The organism is Paractinoplanes pyxinae (assembly GCF_026626335.1).
In the GTDB taxonomy this organism is placed as follows: Bacteria; Actinomycetota; Actinomycetes; order Mycobacteriales; family Micromonosporaceae; genus Actinoplanes; species Actinoplanes pyxinae.
Genome location: NZ_JAPNTZ010000026.1, coordinates 58,995 through 81,960 on the forward strand (window position 1 = coordinate 58,995; position 22,966 = coordinate 81,960).

23 protein-coding genes are annotated in these 22,966 nt (G+C 71.1%); 13 read left to right on the plus strand and 10 right to left on the minus strand.

Translation table 11 applies throughout. From position 1 onward, the window contains the following. Positions 1-4 precede the first annotated feature (4 nt). The 10 genes from OWR29_RS46235 to OWR29_RS46280 all read left to right on the plus strand — a co-directional run bounded on the left by OWR29_RS46235 (position 5) and on the right by OWR29_RS46280 (position 9,242). Positions 5-982 (plus strand): AraC family transcriptional regulator, encoded by a 978-nt coding sequence (locus OWR29_RS46235; RefSeq protein ID WP_267570068.1) that lies wholly within the window; start codon positions 5-7, stop codon positions 980-982. Between the two features lie 95 nt (positions 983-1,077). Beyond that, positions 1,078-2,013, plus strand: a complete 936-nt coding sequence (locus OWR29_RS46240) for a sensor histidine kinase (protein WP_267570069.1) — start codon at positions 1,078-1,080, stop codon at positions 2,011-2,013. A gap of 70 nt (positions 2,014-2,083) precedes the next feature. After that, positions 2,084-2,740: a response regulator gene (locus OWR29_RS46245; RefSeq protein ID WP_267570070.1), complete on the plus strand. Its 657-nt coding sequence runs from the start codon at positions 2,084-2,086 to the stop codon at positions 2,738-2,740. Positions 2,741-2,742: 2 nt separating this feature from the next. Beyond that, complete coding sequence (locus OWR29_RS46250; protein ID WP_267570095.1) at positions 2,743-5,550, plus strand: Na+/H+ antiporter subunit A; 2,808 nt, start codon at positions 2,743-2,745, stop codon at positions 5,548-5,550. Continuing rightward, positions 5,547-5,954 carry a Na(+)/H(+) antiporter subunit C gene (locus OWR29_RS46255; RefSeq protein WP_267570071.1) on the plus strand — a complete coding sequence of 136 codons (408 nt, stop codon included), beginning with the start codon at positions 5,547-5,549 and terminating at the stop codon, positions 5,952-5,954. The genes OWR29_RS46250 and OWR29_RS46255 overlap by 4 nt, the downstream gene beginning before the upstream one ends. Beyond that, positions 5,951-7,459: a Na+/H+ antiporter subunit D gene (locus OWR29_RS46260; protein ID WP_267570072.1), complete on the plus strand. Its 1,509-nt coding sequence runs from the start codon at positions 5,951-5,953 to the stop codon at positions 7,457-7,459. The genes OWR29_RS46255 and OWR29_RS46260 overlap by 4 nt, the downstream gene beginning before the upstream one ends. Further along, entirely contained in the window at positions 7,456-7,992 is a 537-nt protein-coding gene (locus tag OWR29_RS46265; RefSeq protein ID WP_267570073.1) for a Na+/H+ antiporter subunit E, read from the plus strand. The genes OWR29_RS46260 and OWR29_RS46265 overlap by 4 nt, the downstream gene beginning before the upstream one ends. After that, positions 7,989-8,435 carry an MrpF/PhaF family protein gene (locus tag OWR29_RS48105; protein WP_324291318.1) on the plus strand — a complete coding sequence of 149 codons (447 nt, stop codon included), beginning with the start codon at positions 7,989-7,991 and terminating at the stop codon, positions 8,433-8,435. Before OWR29_RS46265 ends, OWR29_RS48105 begins: the two co-directional genes overlap by 4 nt. After that, positions 8,432-8,773: a monovalent cation/H(+) antiporter subunit G gene (gene mnhG / locus OWR29_RS46275; RefSeq protein WP_267570074.1), complete on the plus strand. Its 342-nt coding sequence runs from the start codon at positions 8,432-8,434 to the stop codon at positions 8,771-8,773. Before OWR29_RS48105 ends, mnhG begins: the two co-directional genes overlap by 4 nt. 10 nt (positions 8,774-8,783) lie before the next feature. Beyond that, positions 8,784-9,242: a BON domain-containing protein gene (locus tag OWR29_RS46280; protein WP_267570075.1), complete on the plus strand. Its 459-nt coding sequence runs from the start codon at positions 8,784-8,786 to the stop codon at positions 9,240-9,242. A 7-nt stretch (positions 9,243-9,249) separates the two neighbouring features. Here OWR29_RS46280 and OWR29_RS46285 read toward each other — a convergent pair whose 3' ends face one another. The 3 genes from OWR29_RS46285 to OWR29_RS46295 are packed head-to-tail and all read right to left on the minus strand — an operon-like array spanning position 9,250 to position 13,075. Beyond that, positions 9,250-9,834: a DUF4232 domain-containing protein gene (locus OWR29_RS46285; protein WP_267570076.1), complete on the minus strand. Its 585-nt coding sequence runs from the start codon at positions 9,832-9,834 to the stop codon at positions 9,250-9,252. A 33-nt stretch (positions 9,835-9,867) separates the two neighbouring features. Further along, complete coding sequence (locus tag OWR29_RS46290) at positions 9,868-11,139, minus strand: toll/interleukin-1 receptor domain-containing protein (RefSeq protein WP_267570077.1); 1,272 nt, start codon at positions 11,137-11,139, stop codon at positions 9,868-9,870. 1 nt (position 11,140) lies between these two features. Then, positions 11,141-13,075 carry a Kelch repeat-containing protein gene (locus OWR29_RS46295; protein ID WP_267570078.1) on the minus strand — a complete coding sequence of 645 codons (1,935 nt, stop codon included), beginning with the start codon at positions 13,073-13,075 and terminating at the stop codon, positions 11,141-11,143. Here OWR29_RS46295 and OWR29_RS46300 point away from each other — a divergent pair. The 3 genes from OWR29_RS46300 (at position 13,070) to OWR29_RS46310 (ending at position 14,679) form a co-directional block, all read left to right on the plus strand. Further along, positions 13,070-13,450, plus strand: coding sequence for a hypothetical protein (locus OWR29_RS46300; protein WP_267570079.1), 381 nt, complete (start codon positions 13,070-13,072; stop codon positions 13,448-13,450). The two genes, OWR29_RS46295 and OWR29_RS46300, sit on opposite strands and share 6 nt — an antisense overlap. Positions 13,451-13,651: 201 nt before the next feature. After that, positions 13,652-13,792: a hypothetical protein gene (locus OWR29_RS46305; RefSeq protein ID WP_267570080.1), complete on the plus strand. Its 141-nt coding sequence runs from the start codon at positions 13,652-13,654 to the stop codon at positions 13,790-13,792. Between the two features lie 149 nt (positions 13,793-13,941). Then, positions 13,942-14,679: a hypothetical protein gene (locus OWR29_RS46310; protein ID WP_267570081.1), complete on the plus strand. Its 738-nt coding sequence runs from the start codon at positions 13,942-13,944 to the stop codon at positions 14,677-14,679. Positions 14,680-14,837: 158 nt separating this feature from the next. Here the strand turns inward: OWR29_RS46310 and OWR29_RS46315 are convergent, their stop codons facing one another. From OWR29_RS46315 to OWR29_RS46345, 7 genes are all read right to left on the minus strand, one after another. Further along, positions 14,838-16,346 (minus strand): DUF1593 domain-containing protein, encoded by a 1,509-nt coding sequence (locus OWR29_RS46315; protein ID WP_267570082.1) that lies wholly within the window; start codon positions 16,344-16,346, stop codon positions 14,838-14,840. Further along, a complete protein-coding gene (locus tag OWR29_RS46320) occupies positions 16,346-17,326 on the minus strand; it encodes a TIM barrel protein (protein WP_267570083.1) in 981 nt (326 codons plus the stop codon). The genes OWR29_RS46315 and OWR29_RS46320 overlap by 1 nt, the downstream gene beginning before the upstream one ends. A gap of 5 nt (positions 17,327-17,331) precedes the next feature. After that, positions 17,332-18,954: an FGGY family carbohydrate kinase gene (locus OWR29_RS46325; RefSeq protein ID WP_267570084.1), complete on the minus strand. Its 1,623-nt coding sequence runs from the start codon at positions 18,952-18,954 to the stop codon at positions 17,332-17,334. After that, positions 18,947-19,909, minus strand: a complete 963-nt coding sequence (locus tag OWR29_RS46330; protein ID WP_267570085.1) for a transketolase family protein — start codon at positions 19,907-19,909, stop codon at positions 18,947-18,949. Before OWR29_RS46330 ends, OWR29_RS46325 begins: the two co-directional genes overlap by 8 nt. Then, positions 19,906-20,787 carry a transketolase gene (locus OWR29_RS46335; RefSeq protein ID WP_267570086.1) on the minus strand — a complete coding sequence of 294 codons (882 nt, stop codon included), beginning with the start codon at positions 20,785-20,787 and terminating at the stop codon, positions 19,906-19,908. The genes OWR29_RS46330 and OWR29_RS46335 overlap by 4 nt, the downstream gene beginning before the upstream one ends. Before the next feature lie 63 nt (positions 20,788-20,850). Beyond that, complete coding sequence (locus tag OWR29_RS46340) at positions 20,851-21,846, minus strand: D-ribose ABC transporter substrate-binding protein (RefSeq protein WP_267570087.1); 996 nt, start codon at positions 21,844-21,846, stop codon at positions 20,851-20,853. A 37-nt stretch (positions 21,847-21,883) separates the two neighbouring features. Beyond that, entirely contained in the window at positions 21,884-22,966 is a 1,083-nt protein-coding gene (locus tag OWR29_RS46345) for an ABC transporter permease (RefSeq protein ID WP_267570088.1), read from the minus strand.

The window sequence follows — 22,966 nt, forward strand, 5'->3', positions numbered from 1 at the left end:
CCGCATGGACGCGCTGACCGGCCTGCTCGACGGGCCTCGCGCCCGCGGGGCGTTCCTGCTGCGCTCGGTCCTGGATCCGCCGTGGTCGCTGCGGATCCAGGACGGCTCGCCCCTGTCGCTCATCACCCTGGTGCGCGGCGAGGCGTACATCCTCAAGCAGGACGCCACCCCGGTCCGCATCGAGCCCGGCGACGTGGCCGTCGTCAACGGCGTCGAGCCCTACAACGTGGCCGACTCCCCCGGCACCGCGCCGCAGATCATCATCCATCCCGGTCAGCGCTGCGAATCGGTCGACGGCATCGAGATGACGATGACCGGCCAGGGCGTACGCACGTGGGGCGCCGCCGCCGACGGCGCAACAGTGATGATCAGCGGCACCTACCAGATGCACAGCGAGGTCAGCCGCCGCCTGCTCGACGCCCTGCCCGGCCTGCTGATCCGCCCGGCCGAGGCGGGCGACCGGGCCCTGATCGACCTGCTCGTGCGCGAGATGACCGGCACCGAGCCGGCCCAGGACCTGGTGCTCGACCGCCTGCTCGACCTGGTGCTGGTCTCGGTGCTGCGCTCGTGGCTGGCCGCCCCCGCCGACGATGCGCCGGGCTGGCAGAAGGCGCAGGCCGACGCCGTGGTCGGGCCCGCGCTGCGTCTCATCCATGACGATCCCTCGTACGCATGGACGGTCGCCTCTCTCGCCGCCCGCACGGGTGTCTCGCGCGCGTCGCTGGCCCGCCGCTTCACCGACGTGGTGGGCGAGTCGCCGATGGCCTATCTCACCGGCTGGCGGCTCACCCTGGCCGCCGACCTGCTGCGCCAGGACGACGCGACGCTGGAGGCCGTGGCCCGGCGCGTCGGCTACGGCAGCGCCTTCGCCCTCAGCACGGCGTTCAAGCGCGAGCGCGGCGTCAGCCCGCAGGAGTACCGCCGCCGCCCGGCCCTGGCGCCTCACCCGTCACCCCTGCCCCGCGTGGTGCGCCTCACGTAGGCGGATGGGGGCTGGACCCGATGGCAGGGCCCCTCCCGGCCAGGCAGGGTAGGTGGGAAAGACGCTCCCCCCTGTCCCGGATCGGGTGATCTCGCGTGTCGCTGTTCTGGCGGATCTTCTCGCTGAACGCGGCGGTCCTGACCGTCGCGGCCCTCGTGCTGCTCTTCGCACCGGTCACCGTCTCGACCACGGCGCGCCTGGCCGAGGCGCTGATCATCCTGGCCGGCACGGTGCTCACGCTGATCGCCAACGCGGCGATGCTGCGCGTCGGCCTGGCCCCGCTGGCCCGCCTGACCCGGGTGATGACCACCATCGACCTGCTGCGCCCGGGCACCCGGCTGGCCGCCCGCGGCCACGGTGAGATCGCCCAGCTGATCACCACCTTCAACGCGATGCTGGACCGGCTCGAGACGGAACGGGCGTCCAGCGCCGGGCGCGCGCTGTCGGCGCAGGAGGCCGAGCGGCACCGGATCGCCCAGGAGCTGCACGACGAGATCGGCCAGACCCTGACCGCGGTGCTGCTCGACCTCAAGCGGGTCGCGAAGGCGTCGCCCGAGCCGGTGCGCGACCAGCTGCTGCAGGTGCAAGAGAGCACGCGCAACAGCCTCGACGAGATCCGTCGCATCGCCCGCCGGCTGCGTCCCGGCGTCCTCGAGGAACTTGGCCTGCCCAGTGCCCTGCGCGCGCTGGCCGGCGAGTTCACCACGGCCGGCATGGCGGTCCGCCGCCAGGTCGCCTCCGATCTGCCCGTCCTGCCCAAGGAGGTCGAACTGGTGGTCTACCGGGTCGCCCAGGAAAGCCTGACCAACGCGGCCCGGCACTCGGCCGCCCAGCACGTCGACCTCGTGCTCGCCCGCAAGGACGACGGGGTGCAGCTGTGCGTGCGCGACGACGGCCGAGGCCTGCGCGGGGCGCCCGAGGGAGCCGGCATCCGCGGGATGCGCGAGCGGGCCCTGCTGGTCGGGGCCGACCTGACCGTCGAGTCGGGCGCCACCGGCGGCACGGCGGTTCAGCTGGTGGTGGCGGCATGACCGCCTGCACCGAGCGGCACCCGGCTGGACCGGTCGACGGCCTCGCAGGCGAGGGCCAGAAGGGCATGCCATGGAGAACAGTGTGATCCGCATCCTGCTGGCCGACGACCACGCCCTCGTCCGCCGCGGCGTCCGTCTCATTCTGGACGGCGAGCCCGACCTCGAGGTGATCGGCGAGGCGGCCGACGGCGCCGAGGCGCTGGCGCTGGCCGCGGCCGACCCGCCCGACCTGGCCGTGCTGGACATCGCCATGCCCCGGATGACCGGCCTGCAGGCCGCCCGTGAGCTCAGCCGCAGCCACCCGGACCTGCGGATCCTCATCCTGACCATGTACGACAACGAGCAGTTCTTCTTCGAGGCGCTGCGCGTGGGCGCGGCCGGCTACGTGCTCAAGTCGGCCGCCGACCGCGACCTCGTCGAGGCCTGCCACGCGGCCATGCGCGACGAGCCGTTCCTGTATCCCGGGGCGGAGACCGCGCTGATCCGCGAATACCTGGAACGCGCCCGCACCGGCGCCGAGATCCCCGCCCGGGCCGTCACCGAACGCGAGGAGGAAGTGCTGAAGCTGGTCGCCGAGGGTCACTCGACGAAGGACATCGCCGAGCTGCTCTACATCAGCGTCAAGACCGTCGAGCGCCACCGCTCCAACATCCTGGCCAAGCTCGGTCTCAAGGACCGGCAGGAACTGACCCGGTACGCGATCCGGGCCGGGCTGATCGAACCGTGATGATGCTGCTCGTCCTGATCCTGCACGCCGCGGCCGCCGTTCTGGCCCCGGTGGCGATCCGGTACGCCGGCAACCGCGCACTGTACGGCCTGGCTCTCGTGCCGGCCGGAACCTTTGTGTGGGCCGCCGTCCAGAGGCCGCCGCTGGCCGAGACGTACCCGTGGGTGCCGCGCCTCGGCATGGACCTGGCCCTGCGGATGGGCACGCTGTCGTGGCTGATGCTGCTGATCGTCAGCGGCATCGGAGCAGTCGTGCTGGCCTACTGCGCCAGATACTTCGGAGAGGGCGACCCCGGTCTGGGCCGGTTCGCCGGCATCTTCCTGGGCTTCGCCACCGCCATGACCGGCCTGGTGGTCGCCGACGACCTGCTTCTGCTGTACGTGTTCTGGGAGCTCACCACCGTCTTCTCGTACCTGCTGATCGGGCACAAGGGCGAGCAGTCGGCCGGGCGCCGGGCGGCCATGCAGGCGCTGGTGGTGACCACGGCGGGCGGCCTGGCCATGCTGGTCGGGTTCGTCATGCTCGGCCACGGCGCCGGCACGTACCGCTGGTCCGAGATCGCCGAAGGCCCGCTGCCCGCGAACAGCGCGGTGGCGGCGGTGCTGATCCTGGCCGGGGCGCTGAGCAAGTCGGCCATCTTCCCGTTCAGCTTCTGGCTGCCGGCCGCGATGGCCGCGCCCACGCCCGCTTCGGCCTATCTGCACGCGGCGTCGATGGTGAAGGCCGGCGTGTTCCTGCTCGGCCTGCTCGGTCCGTTGCTGGTCCAGGCCGAGCCGTGGCGGCCGGTGGCGCTGGCCGCCGGCGTCATCACGTTGCTGCTCGGCGGCTGGAACGCCATGCGCCAGCACGATCTGAAACTGCTTCTGGCGTACGGAACGGTGAGCCAGCTGGGTCTGCTGACGATCGCCCTGGGAGCGGGCGGACAGGCGGCCGCGCTGGCCGGGGCGGCGCTGCTGCTCGCCCACGCGTTGTTCAAGGCCGCGCTGTTCCTCGTCGTCGGCATCGTCGACCACCTGGCCGGTACCCGGGATCTGCGCGAGCTGAGCGGGCTGGGCCAGCGGATGCCGCTGCTGGCCGTCATTGCCGCGCTGGCCGTGGCCTCGATGGCCGGAGTGCCGCCGCTGGCCGGGTTCGTGGGCAAGGAAACGCTGTTCGCGGCGTTCGAGCACGGCGGCACTACCGACCGGCTCGTGCTTCTGGCGCTCGTGGCCGGGTCGGCGCTGACCGTGGCGTACGGGCTGCGGTTCTTGTGGGGCGCGTTCGCGACCAAGCCGGGCGTGGCTCCGCTCGAGACGCCGCGGCCCGGATTCGCTTTCGCGGCGCCGGCGGGGCTGTTGTCGGTGGCCGGGCTCGCCGTCGGTGTGAGCGCCGGGTGGTTCGACGGGCTGCTCGGCCCGTACGCGTCGCAATTCCCCGGCCAGACGGAACACCTGGCGCTGTGGCACGGTTTCGGGCTGCCGCTGCTGCTGTCGGCGGCCGTCCTGGCGATCGGCGGCACGCTGTTCGCGATGCAACTGCGGGGCCGTCCCTGGCCGGGCCGCCGTTTGCCGTACGCGGAAACCGTCTACAAGTGGCTGATGTCCGCAGTGGACAGGGCGGCCGTCGAGGTCACCGGAGCCACCCAGCGCGGTTCGCTGCCGTTCTCGCTCGGCATCATCCTGGTCGTCCTGGTGCTGTTCGGCGCGGGCACGCTCGTCTTCGTGGCGCCCTGGCCCACCGATATCCGGCTGTGGGACTCGCCTCTGCAGCTCGTGGCGGGTGCGGTCGTCGTCAGCTCGGCGCTGATCGCGGCCCGCTCGCGGCGGCGGATGACCGCGATGATCCTGCTCGGCGTGTCCGGCTACGGCGTGGCCGTCATGTTCGTGCTGCACGGCGCGCCCGACCTGGCGCTGACCCAGTTCCTGGTCGAGACGGTCACGATCGTCATGTTCGTGCTGGTGCTGCGGCGTTTGCCGGTACGGTTCTCGGCCCGGCCGCTGCGGGTCACCCGCATCATGCGCGCGGTCCTGGCCGTGGCGACGGGGCTGGTGGCCGCGGGCATGGCCTACGTGGCGGTGGGCGGCCGGATCGCCACCCCGATCTCGGTCGACTTCGCGGAACCGGCGGTGTCGTACGGCGGCGGGCACAACATCGTGAACGTGGCCCTGGTCGACATCCGGGCCTGGGACACCATGGGCGAGATCTCGGTGCTCGTGGTGGCCGCGACCGGTGTGGCCTCGCTCATCTTCCGCCGGTCCGGTGCGCTGCAACGCCGCCGGGCCGAGCAGGGGACGCCGTCCGCGCCGCCCGGGCCGTGGCTGCGGGCGGGCGACAACCCCGAGGCCCGCCGCCAGTCGATCATCCTGCAGGTGGTGGCCCGGCTGCTGTTCCACACGATCGTGTTGTTCTCGATCTACCTGCTCTTCAGCGGGCACAACGATCCCGGTGGCGGCTTCGCCGGCGGTCTGGTGGCCGGGCTGGCCCTGACCACCCGCTACCTGGCCGGCGGGCGTCGCGAGCTGAACGCGGCGGCGCCGGTCGACGCCGGGCTCTTGCTCGGGGCGGGCCTGCTGACCGCGGTCGGCACCGGGGTGGTGGCGCTGATCTCGGGCGGCGCGGTGCTGCAGAGCGCCCTGCTCGACTTCCACCTGCCCCTGCTGGGCCACATCCACTTCGCCACGTCGGTCTTCTTCGACATCGGCGTCTACCTGATCGTGGTGGCGCTGGTGCTCGAGATCCTGCGCAGCCTCGGCGCCGAGCTGGACCGCCAGCACGAGGTCGCCACTCGTAGGGAACGACGGGCCATCGAACGACAGAAGGAGCCAGTGTGACTCCGAACTTGGTGTACGTGGTCGTGATCGGCGTGCTCTTCGCGGCCGGGGTCTCCATGGTGCTCGAGCGCAGCCTGACCCGCGTCCTGATGGGGATGATCCTGCTCGGCAACGGCGTGAACCTGTTGATCCTGCTCGGCGGCAAGGCCGGCACCCCACCCATCGTGGGCCTCGGCCCGGACGAGGAGATGGCCGACCCGCTCCCCCAGATCATGATCTTGACCGCGATCGTCATCACGCTCGGCATGACCGCCTTCCTGCTCGCCCTGGCCTACCGCAGCTGGGCCATGTCCGGCCACGACGAGGTGCAGGACGACGTCGAGGACCAGCGGATCATGCAGCTCGCCGAGCGGGACGAAGGTTCCGGCACGGACGACAAGGACCACCACGAGGCCGTGCGATGAATTTCCTGGTACCCCTGCCCGTGGTGATGCCCCTGTTCGGGGCGGCCCTCACGCTGATGATGGCGGGCAAGCCGCGCGCCCAGCGGACGGTCAGCCTCACCGTGCTCACCGCCACCCTGCTCGTGTCATGTGCCCTGCTCTACTTCTCGACCACCGACGCGCCGCTGGTCGTTGCCGTCGGCGGCTGGTCGGCCCCGCTGGGCATCGTGCTCATCGCCGACCAGCTGGCCGCCCTGATGCTGGTGGTCTCGTCGGCCGTGACGTTGTGCGTGCTCGTGTACTCGATCGGGCAGGGCATGGCCGACGGGCACGAGGAGACGCCGCTGTCGGTCTACCACCCGACCTATCTGGTGCTGACGGCCGGTGTGACCAACGCGTTCCTGGCCGGCGACCTGTTCAACCTGTACGTCGGATTCGAGATCCTGCTCGTGGCCAGCTACGTGCTGCTGACCATCGGGGGCACCGAGAACAGGATCCGGGCCGGTTCGACGTACGTCGTGGTTTCGCTCTTGTCCTCGGTGATCTTCCTGACCGCGATCGGCCTGATCTACGGGGCGACCGGCACGCTCAACCTGGCCCAGCTGGTCGAGCGGCTGGACGCGCTGCCCGACGGCCTGCGCCTGATCCTGCAGGGCATGCTGCTGCTCGCCTTCGGCATCAAGGCGGCCGTGTTCCCGCTGTCGTCGTGGCTGCCGGACAGCTATCCCACCGCGCCGGCCCCGGTGACGGCGGTGTTCGCCGGGTTGCTGACCAAGGTCGGCGTGTACGCGATCATCCGTACCGAGACGCTGCTGTTCCCCGGCGGACGAGCCGCCGCCGTCCTTCTCATTCTGGGACTGCTCACGATGGTGATCGGGATCCTGGGCGCGGTGGCGCAGTCGGACATCAAGCGGTTGCTGTCGTTCACCCTGGTCAGCCACATCGGCTACCTGCTCTTCGGGGTGGGGCTGACGACCCAGCTCGGGTTGTCCAGCGCCATCTTCTACGTGGTCCACCACATCACCATTCAGACCACGCTGTTCCTGGCGGCCGGCCTGATCGAGAAGCGCGGCGGCAGCACTGCCCTGGACAAGCTCGGCGGCCTGGCCAAGCTGTCGCCCGTGCTGGCCATTCTGTTCCTGATACCGGCATTGAACTTGGCCGGAATCCCGCCCTTCAGCGGGTTCATCGGCAAGCTGGGCCTCGTGCAGGCGGGCGTGGCCGACGGCGGCGTGCTGCCCTGGCTGCTGGTGGCCGGCGGCATCCTGACCAGCCTGCTCACGCTGTACGCGGTGGCCCGCGTGTGGAATCTGGCCTTCTGGCGTACGCCGCCGAAGTCCGTGCCGTCGGGCTCGAGCTCGCTGCTGCCGCCGCTCATGGTGGCCCCGACCATGGCGCTGGTGCTGCTCGGTGTGGGACTGACGGTCGTGGCCGGCCCGCTGTTCGAGGTGGGCGACCAGGCGGCGTCGTCGCTGATGGAACGGTCCTACTACGTCCAGGCCGTGTTCGGCGGAGGTGCGCCGTGACGGGCGGGCGCTGGCGCGACCGGGGCATCGCCGCGCTGGGGCTGACCGTGATCTGGGTGCTGCTGTGGGGGTCGTTCACGCCGCTGACGTTCGTGGGCGGGCTGGTCATCGCGGTCGTCGTGCTCATCGTGTTCCCGCTTCCGGCCGTCACGTACTCGGGGCGGATCCACCCGCTGGGCACGCTGCGGTTCGCCGGGCGGTTCGTGCTCGACATGGTGGTGGCCAGCTTCCAGGTGGTGGCGCTGGCCTTCCGGTTCGGGCACGTGCCGAGGAGCGCGATCGTGGCCGTCACGCTGCGGGCGCCCTCCGATCTGGGCCTGACCATGACGGCCGAGGCGCTGTCGCTGGTGCCGGGCAGCCTGATCGTCGACGTCGACCGCCGGAAGGGTGTGCTCTACGTCCACGTGCTAGGCGTCGAGTCGCCCGCGGAGGCCGACAAATTCAAGGAAGACGTGCTCGAGCTGGAACGCCGGATCGTCCGGGCGTTCGGGTCGCCGGCCGAGCGCCGCGCCATCGAGGAGGTTCCCGCATGACCGTCGTCGCCGTCGTGGTCACCACCCTGCTGGCCGGGGGCGCCGTCCTCGCCCTGGTCCGGATCGTGCGCGGGCCGTCGATCCTGGACCGGATCGTCGCCACCGACGTGCTGCTGGCCACGATTGTCATGGCCATCGCCGCCGAGGCCGCGTTCTCGCGCGACGCGACCGCGCTGCCGGTGCTGGCCGTGCTGTCGATCCTCGGCTTCACCGGTGCGGTCAGCGTGGCCCGCTTCGCCATCCGCCGGCAGTCGGTGGCCGACCCGGCCAGCGGGCGCGACGCCGACCGGCCGAGCTCGCAGTACCAGGCCGATTCGGTCGACCTGCCGGACTCGCTGGGCCTGCCGGCCGCCCTGGACCGCCGCGCCCCCGAGCCGCCGGACCGCGGCGACTCGCTGAGCCCGCCGGCCGTCGCCGACCGGCCGACGGAGGAAGTGCGATGAGCGCCGTGCTCGATGTGACCGCGTGGGTGTGCCTGGTGATCGGCGGCTTGCTGAGCCTGTCGGCCGGGGTAGCTCTGATGCGCTTCCCGGACCTGCTGTCCCGGATGCACGCGGCCACCAAGCCACAGGTCCTCGGCCTGCTGCTGGTGTTGATCGGCTGCGCGTTGCGCCTGCGCGACGCCGTCGACATCACCACCCTGCTGCTGGTCGCCGTCTTCTCGATGGCGACGGCCCCGGTGGCCGCCCACATGATCGGCCGGGCCGCCTACCGCGCCGGTCAGGCCCGATCCGACCTGCTGGTGGTGGACGACCTGGCCGGCGCCGACGACAAACGCTGAGGGGGTTGCCATGGAGCTCGACGACGCCGACCGGGACCTCGCGCGCCGGATAGCCGAGGCACTGGCCGCCGACGAGCGCTACCGCCGGCAGCCGCTCGCCGTCCAGGTGCAGAACCGGGTGGTCATCCTGACCGGCACGGTCGAGAGCCCCGAGATCTACGACGCGGTCACCTCGTCCGTCCGTGCGACCACCGGCGTCCGCGACCTGTGCGACGGCATCCTCGTGCAGGACGGCGAATCCCGGATGCGCGAGGCCCGCCAGTTCGGCGAGCTGGCCGCCCGCCTGGCCGTGCAGCCCGCGAGCGGCACCCGCCGGGGCCGCCCGGCCGCCGTCGTGGCGCGCGTGGTCATGCTGGCCGTGACCGCGATCATCGTCGTCATCGAGGTGGCCGGCTGGCTGGCCGCCGTCTTCGGCGTGGGCCTGCTGGCCTGGACGGCCGACGTCCTGTTGCGCCGCCGCCGGCCCTGATCCGCGGTCAGGACCAGACGCCGGCCTGGAGCCGCCGGGTGTTGCCGAGGTCCATCCTCGACGGCAGGGTGACGAGCTGGCGCATCTCCCCCTTGGAGACGGCCACCGCGAGCGACACCCCGAAGTCCGCCCCGCCGCCGGTGTCCGTGACGGTGTTGCGCCAGGACAACACGGCCCGCGCCCCTTCGCCCGGCTTCAGCACGAGACGCCCCGGCCCCGCTGTGTAGTGCACGCTGGGCACGACGGAAACCTTCAGCGGACGCCCGTCCTCATCGAGCACGACGATGTCCGGCCGTCCCCGCACCTCGTACGGCTTGGAACCGCAGTTCTTGACGTTCAGCCCCATCTCGCGATACCCCGCCGCCGCGTCTCCCCGTTCCGCAGTGATGAGCACGCCGAGCAGCGAGCACGCGGACACCGACTCGATCGCCTCCGGAGCGACCGGGCCGGTCGTGGTGGGAGCAACCACTGACGGGACCGGGTCGCTGGACGGCGCCACGGGCATCAGTCCGCCGTCCTCCCACGGCTCCGTGCACGAGGTGAGCAGAGGGACCACCAACAGCAGCAACGACAACCGGCGCAGTCCCCTCACGCGGTTGATCATGCCGTGCCCGCACAAGCGCGCTCACGGCGAGGCGGCAAGCCGGGCCCAGTTGGTCGTGAGCGTCGTCCAGTCCAGCGGATACGCGTGCTCGGTCGACATCTCGCCGCGCAGCAGGGGCTCGGCGTCGGCGACCCACCGGGACACGTACAGGCGGCTCGTGTCCTTCGCGGTGTAGCCGAACATGGCCAGGCCCTTCTGCGTCCCGGCCGCGTACCGGCAGACGACGGCGACGGTGACCGACGATCGCTCGCCCGAACCGTCGTCGGCGCCGGGGGCGGCGGGCGGGCACTCGTCGCCGGCCGGTGCCATCGGCTGCCCGTTGACGACATCCGCCTCGGCTTCGGCGGCCGTGTCGAACAGCCGGTAGAAGACGACGGTGCGGTCGGCCAGGTGGCAGGTGGCCGACTTGTCCTCGGCCGTGCACGTCGCTCGCAGGTCGCCCGGCAGGTGAGCCACGATGGCCGGCTCGTCCGGGCGCGACGACAGCAGATACACGAGCAGGATCACGATGCCGGTGACGGCGGCCGCCGCGCCGGCCACGACGCGATGGCGCACCGTCCGGCTCTCGGTGACCGCCTCAGGCACCGACAACTCGATCACGGGACTCTCGACTTCGTCCGCCTCCTGATCGCCCGCGGACTCCTCGGTCTCGTTCTCTTCCGCCGCCTGGTGATCTGCGGGCTCCTCGATCTCCGCCTCCTCCGCCGCCTGATCGCCCACGGGCTCCTCGGTCTCGGCCTCTTCCGCGGGCGCGGGCACGGGCGGAGGCGGGGCCGACCCGCGTACGGCCGACTCCGTGATCGCCCGCAGCAACCGGTCGACGTCGTAGTCCCACCTCGAGTCCGAGACCTCGGCCGCGTTGAACTCGAGGATGTCGACGATGGACGGCACGAGGTCGCTCTCGGTCGGCATGGGCGCGCCCTCGACCCGTACCGGAATGATCGGCAGCCCGAGACGCAGGGCCGCCTCGACCTCGAGCCGCACGGGGTCGCGTGGCTGCTCCAGCCGGCGTCGGCCCCGGTCGTCCTGGTACGAGGCCCACGCCCGGCCGATGAGCAGCAGGAAGACGTCCGACTCGGAGATCTTGCGCTCGACGTACTTGCGGAACTTGGCCCCCGGCGGGATCGCGTCGAGGTCGCGGAACACGTTCTCGCGGCCGTACCGGTCGACCAGCCGGTCGTAGATACCGCGGGCGGCCCACTGCGTGTCGCCGCGGCGGTAGCTCAGGAAGATGACCACCGGCCGCTGTCCGGTATCGCTCGCCGTCTCCGCGTTCGCCACGGTTCCGCTCATCTCATGAGAAGGACAGCGCGTCGACGGTGGGGACGGAGGCGGTGTGCCCGGGCCGGGCCGAGCCGCCGACGGCGTACACGGTGGTGCCGATCGCGGCCACGGCCAGGCCGTGCCGTCCCTGAGCGAGCGAGGGCAGCTTCTTCCACGCCGCGCGGGGATCGGTCAGGTCGTACGCGCGGACGGTGGCCGAGACGGCCGGTTGGGTCGTCTCGCCGCTGACCACGAGCAGTTGCCCGGCCAGGATCGTCACGCCGGCGCCGCTGAGCGGTTCGGGCAGGGTGGTCAGCCTGATCCACCGGTCGGTGTCCGGCTCGTAGCGCTGCACCGCGTTGGTGTTCGTCCGAGGCACGAACTGGCGGCCGCCCACGGCGTACAGATAGGCCCGGTCCGAAGTAGCGGCAAGGTGGTCGCCCGGCACCGGAATGGCCGCGCCGTCGCGCCACACCTTGCCGTCGAACACCTCGGTCTCGGCGACCAGCTTCTGCGGCGTGCCGGTGCGGCCGCCGACCACGATGATCTTGTCCCCGACCACCGCGGCAGCGCCGGCCGCCCGGGCGTGATGCAACGACGGCCCCTTCACCCAGTGCCCGATGCTGTCGTCGAAGAACAGAACCTGGTCGGACGCGACCGGATCACCGCCGTGCCCCAGAAACCCGCCGATCAGCGCCAGCCGGCCGCGGTAGGTCACCAGCATCGCGTGATCCACCGGGTGCGGCAGCGACGGGCCCGGCACCCAGGCGTCCTGGGCCGGATCGTAGCTCTGGGTCGACGCGGTCGCCTTGGTCGAGGCGGTCAGACCGCCGGCCACCCAGATCCGGCCGTTCAGCACGGCCGCATTCATCTGCTGCACCGCCGCCGAGGCGACATGCCGGGGCTTCCACGCCACGGCCGGGTCGGTCCGCCTCTCCGGCACCTTCAGCGCGTCGACGGTGCTCGTGGACGCGGTGTGCCCGGGCCGGACTGAACCGTCGATGGCGTACAGGGTGGTGCCGATGGCTGCCACCGCCAGGCCGTGCCGTCCCTGGGCCAGCGACGGCCACTTCTTCCAGGTGGCGCCGGGATCGGTCAGGTCGTAGGAGCGGACCGCGGCCGACACCGCGGGCTTGGTGGTCTCGCCGCTGACGACGAACAGCTGCCCGCCGATGATCGTCACGCCGGCCCCGCTGAGCGGTTCGGGCAGGGTGGTCGGCCTGGTCCACCGGTCGGTGGCGGGCTCGTAGCGCTGCACCGCATTGGTGTTCTTGCCCGGCACGAACTCGCGGCCGCCCACGGCGTACAGGAAATCCCGGTCGGAAGCGGCAGCGAGATGGTCACCGGGCACCGGGATGGCCGCGCCGTCGCGCCACACCTGGCCGTCGAACACCTCGGTCTCGGGCACCAGCTTCTGCGGCGTGCCGGTGCGGCCACCGACGACGACGATCTTGTCGCCGACCACCGCAGCGGCGCCGGCCGCCCGGGCGTGGTGCAACGACGGGCCCTTCACCCAGTGCCCGGCGCTGTCGTCGAAGAACAAGACCTGATCGGACGCGACCGGGTCACCGCCGTGCCCCAGGAACCCGCCGATCAGCGCCAGCCGGCCGCGGTAGGTCACCAGCATCGCGTGATCCACCGGATGCGGCAGCGACGGGCCCGGCGACCACGTGTTCTTAGCCGGGTCATAGGTCTGGGTCGAAGCGGTCGCCTTGGTGGAGGCGGTCAGGCCACCGGCCACCCAGATCTGGCCGTTCAGCACGGCCGCGTTCACCTGCTGCACCGCCGCCGGGGACGCGTGCCGCGGCTGCCAGGCCTGGGCCGGAGCGGGGGTCGCCGGGCCGGGGGCGGGTGACGACGCCGTGTCGTGGTCGGGGCAGGTGTTGAGCGGCGGCATGCCGTACTTCTGGGCGGCCGCGTCGGCGCTGCCCAGCTGCTGGTTCGCCTGCTTCAGCGCCTCTTGCATCGAAATCTGGTCGCCGGCCGCCAGAGCCGCCTGAGCCTCCCGGAAATGCCGGGCGGCGCCACCCATCTCGGTCAGCAGCGCATCGAAATGCGCGCGGCCGGTGTCCGGCGGCGGCTGACGCCGGGCCTGATCGAGAAATTGCTCGAACTGATCGGCATAGACGTCCGGCTGCTTCTTCGCGTCGACATGCGCCAGATGGCGGTCGACTTCGGCACAAAAACCGATGAGCTGCCGGATGAAGGCCTGCTTGATCTCATTCTGATCGGGCGCCGATCGGTCGCTGCATCCCGCGACCCCGCCGGCGAGAAGAATGAGCACCGCGCACATTGCCCGCATTCGCCGCATGGCTCCTCCTTCCGGTTTCGCAACCGGTGAATTACTCACACTATGGAGCGTCCCGGAAGGCGGTCAACAAAGGTGCGGCTCGACGACTTGTCGCTTTCCCGACTGCCCTGTGATGTATCCAGAAAGGAAAGCCATTCACGCGAATAAGATCTGCGTGTCGTGCCCGGAGTCACGCGTGCCATCTCTCACCCTTCGGTCCACACCGAAGGCTCGGCGGCGCACGATAGCGGAATGACCGATCCGATCGTCACCGCCCGGCTCGCCGTCCTGGCCACGGCCGCGCTCATCGTCCTGATCGGCGCGCTCGGCTGGCCGGCGCTCCTGCTCGGCCTGGCCGCCCTGGCCTGGTACGCCGACGCCCGCCGCCGCTGATCACCCGACGGCGCCTCGACCGTGGCGCCCGGCCGCGGACGGAAAGCAATCCGGCTGGCCCTACCAATTGTGCGGGGGTCAGCCTCATCTGGACGGCGAGGGCTACCGTCCGGGCGGTCCATCGAAAGCCGGACCGGAACGAGGCCCTCATGACGAAGCTCAAAATGACCATTGCCGCGGTGGGACTTGTCGCAGCATTCGTATTCGCTCCGCCCTTACTGGCGGCGCTGTGGACGGGAAACCAATTCGACGGCGAGCGCGGCCTGGCCGAGGCGTCCCGCACCGCCCTGGCCGGCTTCCTGAGTTCGGGCGGCCGCCAGATCCCGCCCGAACTGCAGCGGATCCTCGACTACTGGTTCGCCTTCCACGTCGTGAAGGGGGCGGCCGCCGCGGCGCTGGTGGTGGTGTTCGGATTCGCGCTGTACAAGACCCGGAACAAGCTCGCCGCGGTCGGGTTGGGTGCGCTCGGGCTGTTCTCGCTGGCCGCGCTGATGGCCAACATCCAGGGTGCAGTGGCGCCGTTGTCGTCGCTTCTGTCGCTGGCGGCGACCGGCGCCCCGGGGCAGCCGGACTGGGAGCCGGCCCGGCAGCAGCTGACCGACGGCCGGACCACGCCCACCGTCGACCTGCTGGTCGGCGACTTCGCGCTGTTCCACGCGGCCATGGTCGTGATCGCCGGGGTTCTGGCTGTCGCGGCCGGGGCGGCCGGGGTCGCGCTGTGGCGGCGGTTCGCGCGGTCCAGCCGTGAGGCCCGGTTGTGGCAGGCCGTCTCCGCGTCGTTCGCGGTCGTGCTGACGCTGGTCTTCGGCACACTGACGGTGGCCAACGCGACCACCGTGGCCGACCCCGCCCCCGCCCTGCTGGCGTTCTTCAACGGCGGCTGGTGAAGCAAGGCGCCGCCGCCCTCGACCGGCGGCGGCAGGTGAAGCAAGGCGCTGCCCGCCTCGACCGGCGGCGGCTGGTGACGCGAGCCGCCGGTGGCCGAGGCCGGCGGCGGCTGGTCAGTCCGGGCGCCGCCGGCTGAGGCCGGGGGCGCCCGGAGCTTCTACGAGACCCGGATGGTCACCCGGTCGTAGCGGGTCAGCGGGAATCCGCCGTCGTCGGTCGCCTGCGCGATCACGGAGACGGTCTGGCCCGGCTTCGCGTCGGCCGGAACCGTGACGCGGGAACCGTTGACGGTCACGGTTCCGGGGTAGGTGCCCTCCTCGCGGTACTGCCACCAGGTCGTCGTCACCCGGTCGCGGTCAGGGTCGGACGTGCGCGCGGACAGCTTCACCGTCGAACCCGGACGGGCCCGTACGACTTCGCCGTTGTTGATGCGGACCGACGGCGGGTGGTTGCCGACCGACCAGCGCGGCGTCAGCGTCCACCGGATGCGGGCGGCGAAGTCGTTCTGCGCGGCCGCCGCCCAGCGCAGGGTAGTCAGGTTGGCCACGTCGGCCCCGGTCGCGTCCTTCTCGGTGGGCACCAGCTTCCACAGGTTGGGTGAGGCCGTCACCTGGTACGCCCGTCCGCCCCAGCCGCCCGTGGCCGGGTCGGACGGGTTCTGCAGACCCGTACGCAGCAATTGGTTGAAGACGACGTTGTCGCCCTCGGACAGGAAGTCGTACTGGCCCATCGGCTTGCACCAGCCGCCGGGCGCCTTCGCCGGATCGCCGAACACGTCGAGCGGGTCACCCGCCGTCGTCTGCCCGTCGAGCCAGGAACGGTAGTGCGACCCCCACGGCCCGATCTGAATGTTGCGCCGGATCCAGTCGCCGGTGAAGTAGACCCGGTCGGCGGGCAGACCGCGAACATTGCCCTGCCCGTTGTTGTTGCAGTTGAAGCCCCATGTGGCATATCCGGCCGACAGCTCCTCGACCTTGACGGCCGGCCATTTCACGGAGATGTAATTCGCGTACGTCTCATCCTGGAACCCACTGGCCAGAATGACCGCCTTCTTGGACACCGCCGCTTTCACCGAGGCCCACTTGGGCGAGGCCGAATACCGTTCCTCAATGGACTTCAACGCCCGCGCGATGGTGCTCGTGCCGCCCCAAGCCTGCAGATACAGCGGCCGCCGATCCTTGTCCAGCAACAGATCCCGGATCAGATTCGACCCCGGCGTGTCCGAGGCCATCTCCCCCTCGAAGGAAATGTTGCCCAGTTTCACCAGTGACTTGAGCTTGGCGGGGCTCGGATAGTTCGAGTCGTGCCGGCGCAGGTTCGGATAGACCTTGGCGTACGACGGGATCAGTTGATCCTCGATCGTCGTGTTTCCGGTCCACCGCCACGACGTCTGCGGCGTCTTGTACTCCCGGTTCGGCAGGAAGAACTCCGTGCCCTTGCCGTCGCCGGCCCAGTGGAACTTGCTGCTCGTGTAGACGATGCCCTTCGTGTCCAGCTCGTTGGTGTAGAGCAGATACCGCACCAGCGAGGCGATGTCGTCCGACTCCATGTCGGTGGTGACCACCGTGCGCGGCTTGTCGGAGTGCCCACCGGCCGAAGCCGGCGCCGAAACTGACAGAACCCCAGCGGCAACAGCGACCGCGGTAGCCAGCGACCGGAAGAACATCACAGTTCCCCGAACAGCGCCGACTGCACGATCCGCTGCGCCGCCATGGCGTCCTGCCGCTCCTGCGCCTCGGCCAGCGCCGCCGTGTCGAGCCGGTCCAGGGCGCGGTAGATGCGCTTGAGCGTCCCGATCGCCGTGTTGGCCGCGTCCACGCTGTCCTCGCGGAACGGGAACTGATCGAGCTGCCACACCCCGTCCCAGTTGTTCTTGCGCAGCGTGTGGAAGAACTCGAAGATCTCGGTGAGGTGGACCGTGCCCACCACCAGGTCGTCGTCCCAGCCGCGCAGGTTGTCGTTGACGTCCATGCCGTAGAGCCGGCCGTGGTCGATGATGAGCTGGGCCGCGTCCGAGGGCGACTCGCCGCCGTACAGGCTGTGCCCGAAGTCGAGCAGGATGCCGACGTTGTCGAGCCCGATCTCTTGAATGCCCAGCAGCGAGCGGGCGGCCGAGTCCCACGTCATCTTCACGCGGGGCTCGCGCGGCTTGTACTCGATGGCGAACTTCAGGTCGGGATGCGCGCCCGCCAGTTCGCGCATGCCGTCCACGGCCAGCTTCCACAGCGTGCGGTGGTCGACCTGGAACGGGTAGTCCCAGCCGTCCTGGCCGGGCCAGATCTTCACGTAGTCAGCGCCCAGCTCGCGGACGATGCCGGCCGCCTCGTGCATGAGGTCGAGGGCGGCCTTGCGCACGCCGGGGTCGGGGTTGGTGAACGAGCCGCGGCTGAACTTGCGCAGGTAGATCTCGGGGGTGATGCCGATGGCGGACAGCCCCTGGGCGGCCAGCGCGTCCTTGACCTCGGACAGGCCGACGCCCGGCGTGAACGGGTAGTTGAGGTCGACCACGGACAGGTCGTCGACCTGCCCGGCCAGTTCGATCGCGTCGAGCGTGGTGCGGGCCGGGCCGTAGCCGTCGGACGCGTACCGGTCGACGTAGGTGGCGAAGTGCCAGAGGCCGGCGCCGAAGCGGGGGTACTCGGTCATGCTGTTCAGCTCCCGAAGTGAGGGGTGCGGGCCCGGGCGACGGCCGCGCGCCAGGCGGAGCGCTGCGCGGCGGCGTCCCCCGGATGGGGACGGAACTCGTCGTAGGAGATGGGCGGGGTGAAGCCCCCGGCGAGGAAAGCGGCGCCGAGGGCGGACAGGTTGGCGGTGCGGGCGCGCAGGACCGGCACGCCCGTGAGGTCGGCTTGAATTTGCATGAGTACGTCGTTCCCGGTGGCGCCGCCGTCGGCCAGCAGCGCGTCGGCCGCTCCCATCGCGTCCACGACATCCGCCACCTGGTGGGCGATCGACTCGACGGCGGCCCGGGCCAGCTGGGCCGGCCGGGTGCCCAGCGTCAGCCCGCTGATCAGGCCGACCGCGGTGTCGTCCCACCAGGGCGCGGCCAGCCCGCCGAAGCCCGGCACCAGATGCACGCCGTCGCTCGACGCGCCGGCGGCCAGCTCACCGATCCGGTCCACGGAAACATCGAGAAAGGAAGCCAGCCAGGCGACGGTCGACCCGGACGACCGGATGTTGCCTTCGGCTGCCAGTTCGTCATTCCATGCGACCGTCATACAAACGCCGTCGTTGGCCACGGCGCCCAGCCGCATCACCGACGAGCCGGTCCCGTAGGTGACCTTGACCCCACCGGAGACGCGATCGCCGTGCGCGTACAGAGCCGCGTGCGAGTCGCCCAGCACCGCGGTGATCGGCAGCCCCTCGAGGACTCCCCCGCGCGAGCCGATCACCCCGAGCGGGCCGGCCGACGGCGTGACTTCGGGCAGCGCGGTCGACGGGATGCCGAACAGGTCGAGCAGTTCCGGGCTCCACGCGCCCGCGCGCACGTCGAACAACTGGGTGCGCGAAGCGTTGCCCGACTCGATCTGGTGGCGGCCGGTCAGCGCGAACAGCAGCCACGAGTCGATCGTGCCGACCGCCGCGTCCGCCGTCTCGTCGAGCAGCCACCGGAGCTTGGCCGCGCTGAACATCGGGTCGAGGGGCAGACCACTGATATCCCGTACGCGGGACCCGTGGCCCTTCTCGCGCAGGGCGTCACAGATCGGCTGGGCCCGCTGATCCTGCCAGCCCAGCACCGGCCCGACCGGCTGCCCGGTCCGCTTGTCCCACACGACGGCCGACTCGCGCTGCGTGCTGAACCCGACCGCCCGCACCCGCTCCCGAGGCACATCGGCCAGGCACTGAGCGGCCGCGGCGAGCACGCTGTCCAGAATCTCCACCGCATCCTGCTCGACCCAGCCCGGCCGCGGGTACCGGATCGGCACCGGGGCCGACCCGGTCGCGACCACCGCGCCCGCGGCATCGACCAGCAGGCACTTGGTGGAGCTGGTGCCCTGATCGATCGCCAGCACAAGCTCGCCCGCTGCCCGCGCCGAGACCCCGCCGCCGGCCCGGCCACCACCGGCCTGGCCACCGGCGTCGCCCGACGACCGGCCGGTCGCTGCGCGGCCGGCCCGGCCACCACCGGCCTGGCCACCGGCGTCGCCCGACGACCGGCCGGTGGCCGCGCGGCCGGCGGCGTGCGACCGGTCGGTGGCCGGCGACCGGTCATCCACCGGCGACCGGTCATCCACCGGCGCGCGGTCGTCCGCCGGCGCGCGGTCGTCAGGCATCGGCGCGGGCCAGCCCGATCGCCGCCTGCCGGATGTCGCCGGCGGTCAGCCCGAAGTGCTCGAGCAGGAAGGCGGTGGTGCCGGTGGGCGCGAACTCCCGGTGGATGCCGAGCATCCGCATCGGCACCGGGGCCCGCTCGGTGACGACGACGGCCGCCACCGCCGCGCCCAGGCCGCCGGTCGTGGTGGCCTCCTCGGCGGTCACGATGCCCCGGGTCTCGGTCATCGCCCGCCGGATCGCGTCCTCGTCGAGCGGCGCGATCGTCGACATGTTCAGCACTCGCACGGATACTCCCTGCTCGGCGGCCTCCTCGGCCGCCTCGAGAGCGCGGGAGACCATGGTTCCGGCCGCCACCACCGTGACATCCGTGCCGTCGCGCAGGGTGGTCGCCGCGCCGAAGCTGAACTCCCGGTCACCCGTCACCGCGGGCACTTTGAACCGCCCCACCCGTAGGAACACCGGCCGCGCGGCGCCGGCCGCCCACCGTACGGCGGACCGGGTCTCGGCCGGGTCGGCCGGCACGACCACGTCCAGGCCGGCGATCGCGCGCAGCCACGACAGGTCCTCGATCGAGTGGTGGGTCGGGCCCAGTTCCCCGTACGCCATGCCCGGGCTCATCCCGCACAGGACGACCGGCGACTGGCTGTACGCGACGTCGGCCTTGATCTGCTCGAGCGCCCGCCCGGTGAGGAACGGCGAGGCCCCGCACACGAACGGCACGTAGCCGCTCAGCGCCAGCCCGGCTCCCACGCCGACCATGTCCTGCTCGGCGATGCCGACGTTGATCAGCCGGTCGGGGAACTCCTTCTGGAACTGCACGAGGTTGCTCGATCCGACCGAGTCGTTGCACACGGCGACGATTCGCTCATCCTCGCGCGCCAATTCGCTCAACTCCTGAGCGAAAGCGACACGGCAGTCGAACGTCTCGCTCGCCGAAGCGACAGGCGCGCTCATCGGGCCAGCTCCGCTTCCGCGGTGACGATCTGCTCGGCCGACGGCACCTTGTGGTGCCACTCCACGCGGTCTTCCATGAAGGAGACGCCTCTTCCCTTGACTGTGTTGGCGATGACGCAGGTCGGCCGGTCGCCGCGGGGCGCGGTGAACGCCTCGTGCAGCGCGAGGTGGTCGTGCCCGTCCACTTCGAGCACGTCCCAGCCGAAGGCGCGGAACTTGTCGTCGAGCGGGTCGAGCGTGTTCGTCTCCTCGGTGCGCGCGCCCTGCTGCAGGCGGTTGCGGTCGACGACGGCGGTGAGGTTCGACAGGCGGCGGTGCCCGGCGGTCATCGCCGCTTCCCAGTTGCTGCCCTCCTGCAGCTCCCCGTCGCCCAGGACGACGTACACGTGCCGCGACGACGAGGAGAGCCGGGCCGCGACCGCCATGCCGACCGAGACCGGCAGTCCGTGGCCGAGCGGCCCGGTGTTGGTCTCGACGCCGGGCACCTTGACCCGGTTCGGGTGGCCGTTGAGCGCCGACAGCGGGCCGGCAAACGTCTGCAGCTCGGCCTCCGGGAAGAAGCCGGCCGCGGCCAGCGTCGCGTACAGGGCGCCGGCGGTGTGCCCCTTGCTCAGCACGAACCGGTCCCGGTCGTCCCATTCCGGCTTCTCGGGGTCGACCCGCAGGACGCTGAAGAACAGGGTGGTGAGGATGTCGAGGACGGACATGTCGCCGCCCACGTGTCCCAGGCCGGCCCGGCCGATCATGTGCAGGTCCGCGGTGCGGGACTGGTTGGCCCGCTCGCGCAGCATCTCGCGGCGGCGCTCGGGGCCGGCATCGGTGAACTCCTGCCGGAACCGGCGCCAGTCGGCGGCGGTACCAGGGTCGGCGACCAGCATGGTGTGCCTTTCTTTACGGTGGTGAGGGGCGGGCCGGCGGGGACCCGCCCCGGAAGAAGAAGGTCAGGAGCCGGCGACGGCGAAGTCCTTGACCGTGGCGGCGTTGTCGGCGTTGACAAGCACGCAGTCGATCGACTGCTTCTCGGCCTGGTCGGTCTTGCCGCCGGCCTTGATGTAGGCGTCGGCCTGGTCGACCGCCATCTGCGCGATCTTGCTGGCGGGCTGCAGGACGGTGGCCTTGATGGCCTTCTTCTGGATCGACGAGACGACGTCGGGGCTGCCGTCGAAGCCGACGACGATGATGTCCTTCTTGGCCGCCTGCACCGCGGCGTACGCGCCCAGGGCCATCGTGTCGTTGCCGGCGATGATGCCCTTGATGTTCGGGTGGGCCTGCAGGATCGTCTGGGTCTTCTGCAGCGCCTCGGCCTGATCCCAGTTGGCGCTCTGCTGGGCCACCATCTTCAGGTCCGGGTACTGGTCGAGGATGCCGTGGTAGCCCTTCGAGCGGACGCCGGCGTTGGTGTCGGTCGGCTTGCCGGTCAGCTCGGCGTACTCGCCCTTGTTGCCCATCAGCTTGGCGAACTCCTGGCCGCCGAGGCCGGCGCCCTGAGCGTTGTTGCTGACGATCTGCGCGACCGCGACGCCGGTCTTGTTGATCTCACGGTCGATCAGGAAGGTCGGGATGTTGGCGTCCTTGGCCCGCTGGATCGCGGTCACCGACGCGTCCGCGCCGGCGTTGTCGAGGATGATCGCGGCCGCCTTGCGCGAGATCGCCGTGTCGAACTGCTGGCTCTGCTTGGTCGGGTCGTCGTCGTGGCTGAGCACCAGCGTCTCGTAGCCGAGGCCCTTGGCCTGGGCGGCCGCGGCGTCCTGTTCGGCCTTGAAGAAGACGTTGTCGGGCGACGGCGTGATGATCACGACGAGCTTGGAGGCGGCCGGGGCCGACTCGCCGCCGCCGGACGAGGATGCCTCGTCGTCACCGCCGCCACAGGCGGACAAGGCCAGCACCGAGGCGGCGCCGACGGCCAGCAGAGCTCTCCGGGAGGGGACGAATTTCATGGTGGTTCCCTTCACTTGCGACAGGGGTGAGAGAGGGTTACGCGGTACGCCGGTTGAGGCTCGACTGCAGGCGCTGCTGGGCCTGCTCGGTGATGACGGCGAAGATGATGACGGCGCCCTTGACCACGGACTGCCAGAAGGTGGAGACGCCGACCAGCACCAGGCCGTCGCTGAGGAAGCCGATGACGAAGGCGCCCATGACGGTGCCGATGATCGTGCCGCGGCCACCGGCCAGCGCGGTGCCACCGAGCACGGCGGCGGCGATGGCGTTCAGCTCGTACGTCGTGGCAGTGTCCGGATAGGCGGCGCCCAGCTCCGACGTGAGCAGCAGGCCGGCCAGCGCGGCACACGCGCCCGAGATGACGTACACGGCGATCTTGACGCGGTTGACCCGGATGCCGGACAGCACGGCCGCCCGCTCGTTGCCGCCGACGGCGAAGATGTGCTTGCCGAACGGGGTCTTGGTGGTGACCACGATGGCCGCCGCCGCGACCACGACCATGATCCAGACGGCGACCGGGATGCCCAGCAGGCTGTCGACGCCGATGAACCCGAACCCGGTGTTGCCGCGCGCTTCCGTGCCGGCCAGATCGGGGTACGTGCCGCCGTTGCTGTGCAGCTGGGCGGCGCCGCGGGCGACGTAGAGCATGCCCAGCGTGGCGATGAACGGCGCCACCTTGAACCGCGTGATCAGCAGGCCGTTGACCGCGCCGACCAGCGCCCCGACCACGATGCCGATGAGGATGACCACGGCGACCGAGAAGAACACCGTACCGCCGGGGAAGTTCAGCCCCTTGAACAGCAACCCGCCGGCGACCATGCTGGCCAGGCCCGCGATCGAGCCCACCGACAGGTCGATGCCGCCGGTCAGGATCACGAAGGTGACGCCGATGGCCAGGATCGCGTTGATGGCCACGTGCTTGGTCATCAGGATCAGGTTGCTCTGCGTCAGGTACTCCGACGAGATCGAGCTGAAGATGATGATCAGCACCACCAGCACGACCAGCGTCCGCCCGCGCAGGAGCAGCAGCGCGGCCCGGGCCAGAGCGGTGTTGCGCGGCTCCTCCGGTGGCGGCGCCGCCGCCGTGGGGGCCGGCGCGGCGACGTGGGTGTCGGTCAT

What these genes read in the sequence shown, in the direction of transcription:
- OWR29_RS46235 (WP_267570068.1), top strand. Translation starts at nt 5, where the DNA reads ATGGACGCGCTGACCGGCCTGCTCGACGGGCCTCGCGCCCGCGGGGCG.
- OWR29_RS46245 (WP_267570070.1), top strand. Translation starts at nt 2,084, where the DNA reads ATGGAGAACAGTGTGATCCGCATCCTGCTGGCCGACGACCACGCCCTC.
- OWR29_RS46250 (WP_267570095.1), top strand. Translation starts at nt 2,743, where the DNA reads ATGCTGCTCGTCCTGATCCTGCACGCCGCGGCCGCCGTTCTGGCCCCG.
- OWR29_RS46260 (WP_267570072.1), top strand. Translation starts at nt 5,951, where the DNA reads ATGAATTTCCTGGTACCCCTGCCCGTGGTGATGCCCCTGTTCGGGGCG.
- OWR29_RS48105 (WP_324291318.1), top strand. Translation starts at nt 7,989, where the DNA reads ATGACCGTCGTCGCCGTCGTGGTCACCACCCTGCTGGCCGGGGGCGCC.
- mnhG (WP_267570074.1), top strand. Translation starts at nt 8,432, where the DNA reads ATGAGCGCCGTGCTCGATGTGACCGCGTGGGTGTGCCTGGTGATCGGC.
- OWR29_RS46280 (WP_267570075.1), top strand. Translation starts at nt 8,784, where the DNA reads ATGGAGCTCGACGACGCCGACCGGGACCTCGCGCGCCGGATAGCCGAG.
- OWR29_RS46290 (WP_267570077.1), bottom strand. Translation starts at nt 11,139, where the DNA reads ATGAGCGGAACCGTGGCGAACGCGGAGACGGCGAGCGATACCGGACAG.
- OWR29_RS46295 (WP_267570078.1), bottom strand. Translation starts at nt 13,075, where the DNA reads ATGCAAGAGGCGCTGAAGCAGGCGAACCAGCAGCTGGGCAGCGCCGAC.
- OWR29_RS46305 (WP_267570080.1), top strand. Translation starts at nt 13,652, where the DNA reads ATGACCGATCCGATCGTCACCGCCCGGCTCGCCGTCCTGGCCACGGCC.
- OWR29_RS46310 (WP_267570081.1), top strand. Translation starts at nt 13,942, where the DNA reads ATGACGAAGCTCAAAATGACCATTGCCGCGGTGGGACTTGTCGCAGCA.
- OWR29_RS46315 (WP_267570082.1), bottom strand. Translation starts at nt 16,346, where the DNA reads ATGTTCTTCCGGTCGCTGGCTACCGCGGTCGCTGTTGCCGCTGGGGTT.
- OWR29_RS46320 (WP_267570083.1), bottom strand. Translation starts at nt 17,326, where the DNA reads ATGACCGAGTACCCCCGCTTCGGCGCCGGCCTCTGGCACTTCGCCACC.
- OWR29_RS46325 (WP_267570084.1), bottom strand. Translation starts at nt 18,954, where the DNA reads ATGCCTGACGACCGCGCGCCGGCGGACGACCGCGCGCCGGTGGATGAC.
- OWR29_RS46330 (WP_267570085.1), bottom strand. Translation starts at nt 19,909, where the DNA reads ATGAGCGCGCCTGTCGCTTCGGCGAGCGAGACGTTCGACTGCCGTGTC.
- OWR29_RS46335 (WP_267570086.1), bottom strand. Translation starts at nt 20,787, where the DNA reads ATGCTGGTCGCCGACCCTGGTACCGCCGCCGACTGGCGCCGGTTCCGG.
- OWR29_RS46340 (WP_267570087.1), bottom strand. Translation starts at nt 21,846, where the DNA reads ATGAAATTCGTCCCCTCCCGGAGAGCTCTGCTGGCCGTCGGCGCCGCC.
- OWR29_RS46345 (WP_267570088.1), bottom strand. Translation starts at nt 22,966, where the DNA reads ATGACCGACACCCACGTCGCCGCGCCGGCCCCCACGGCGGCGGCGCCG.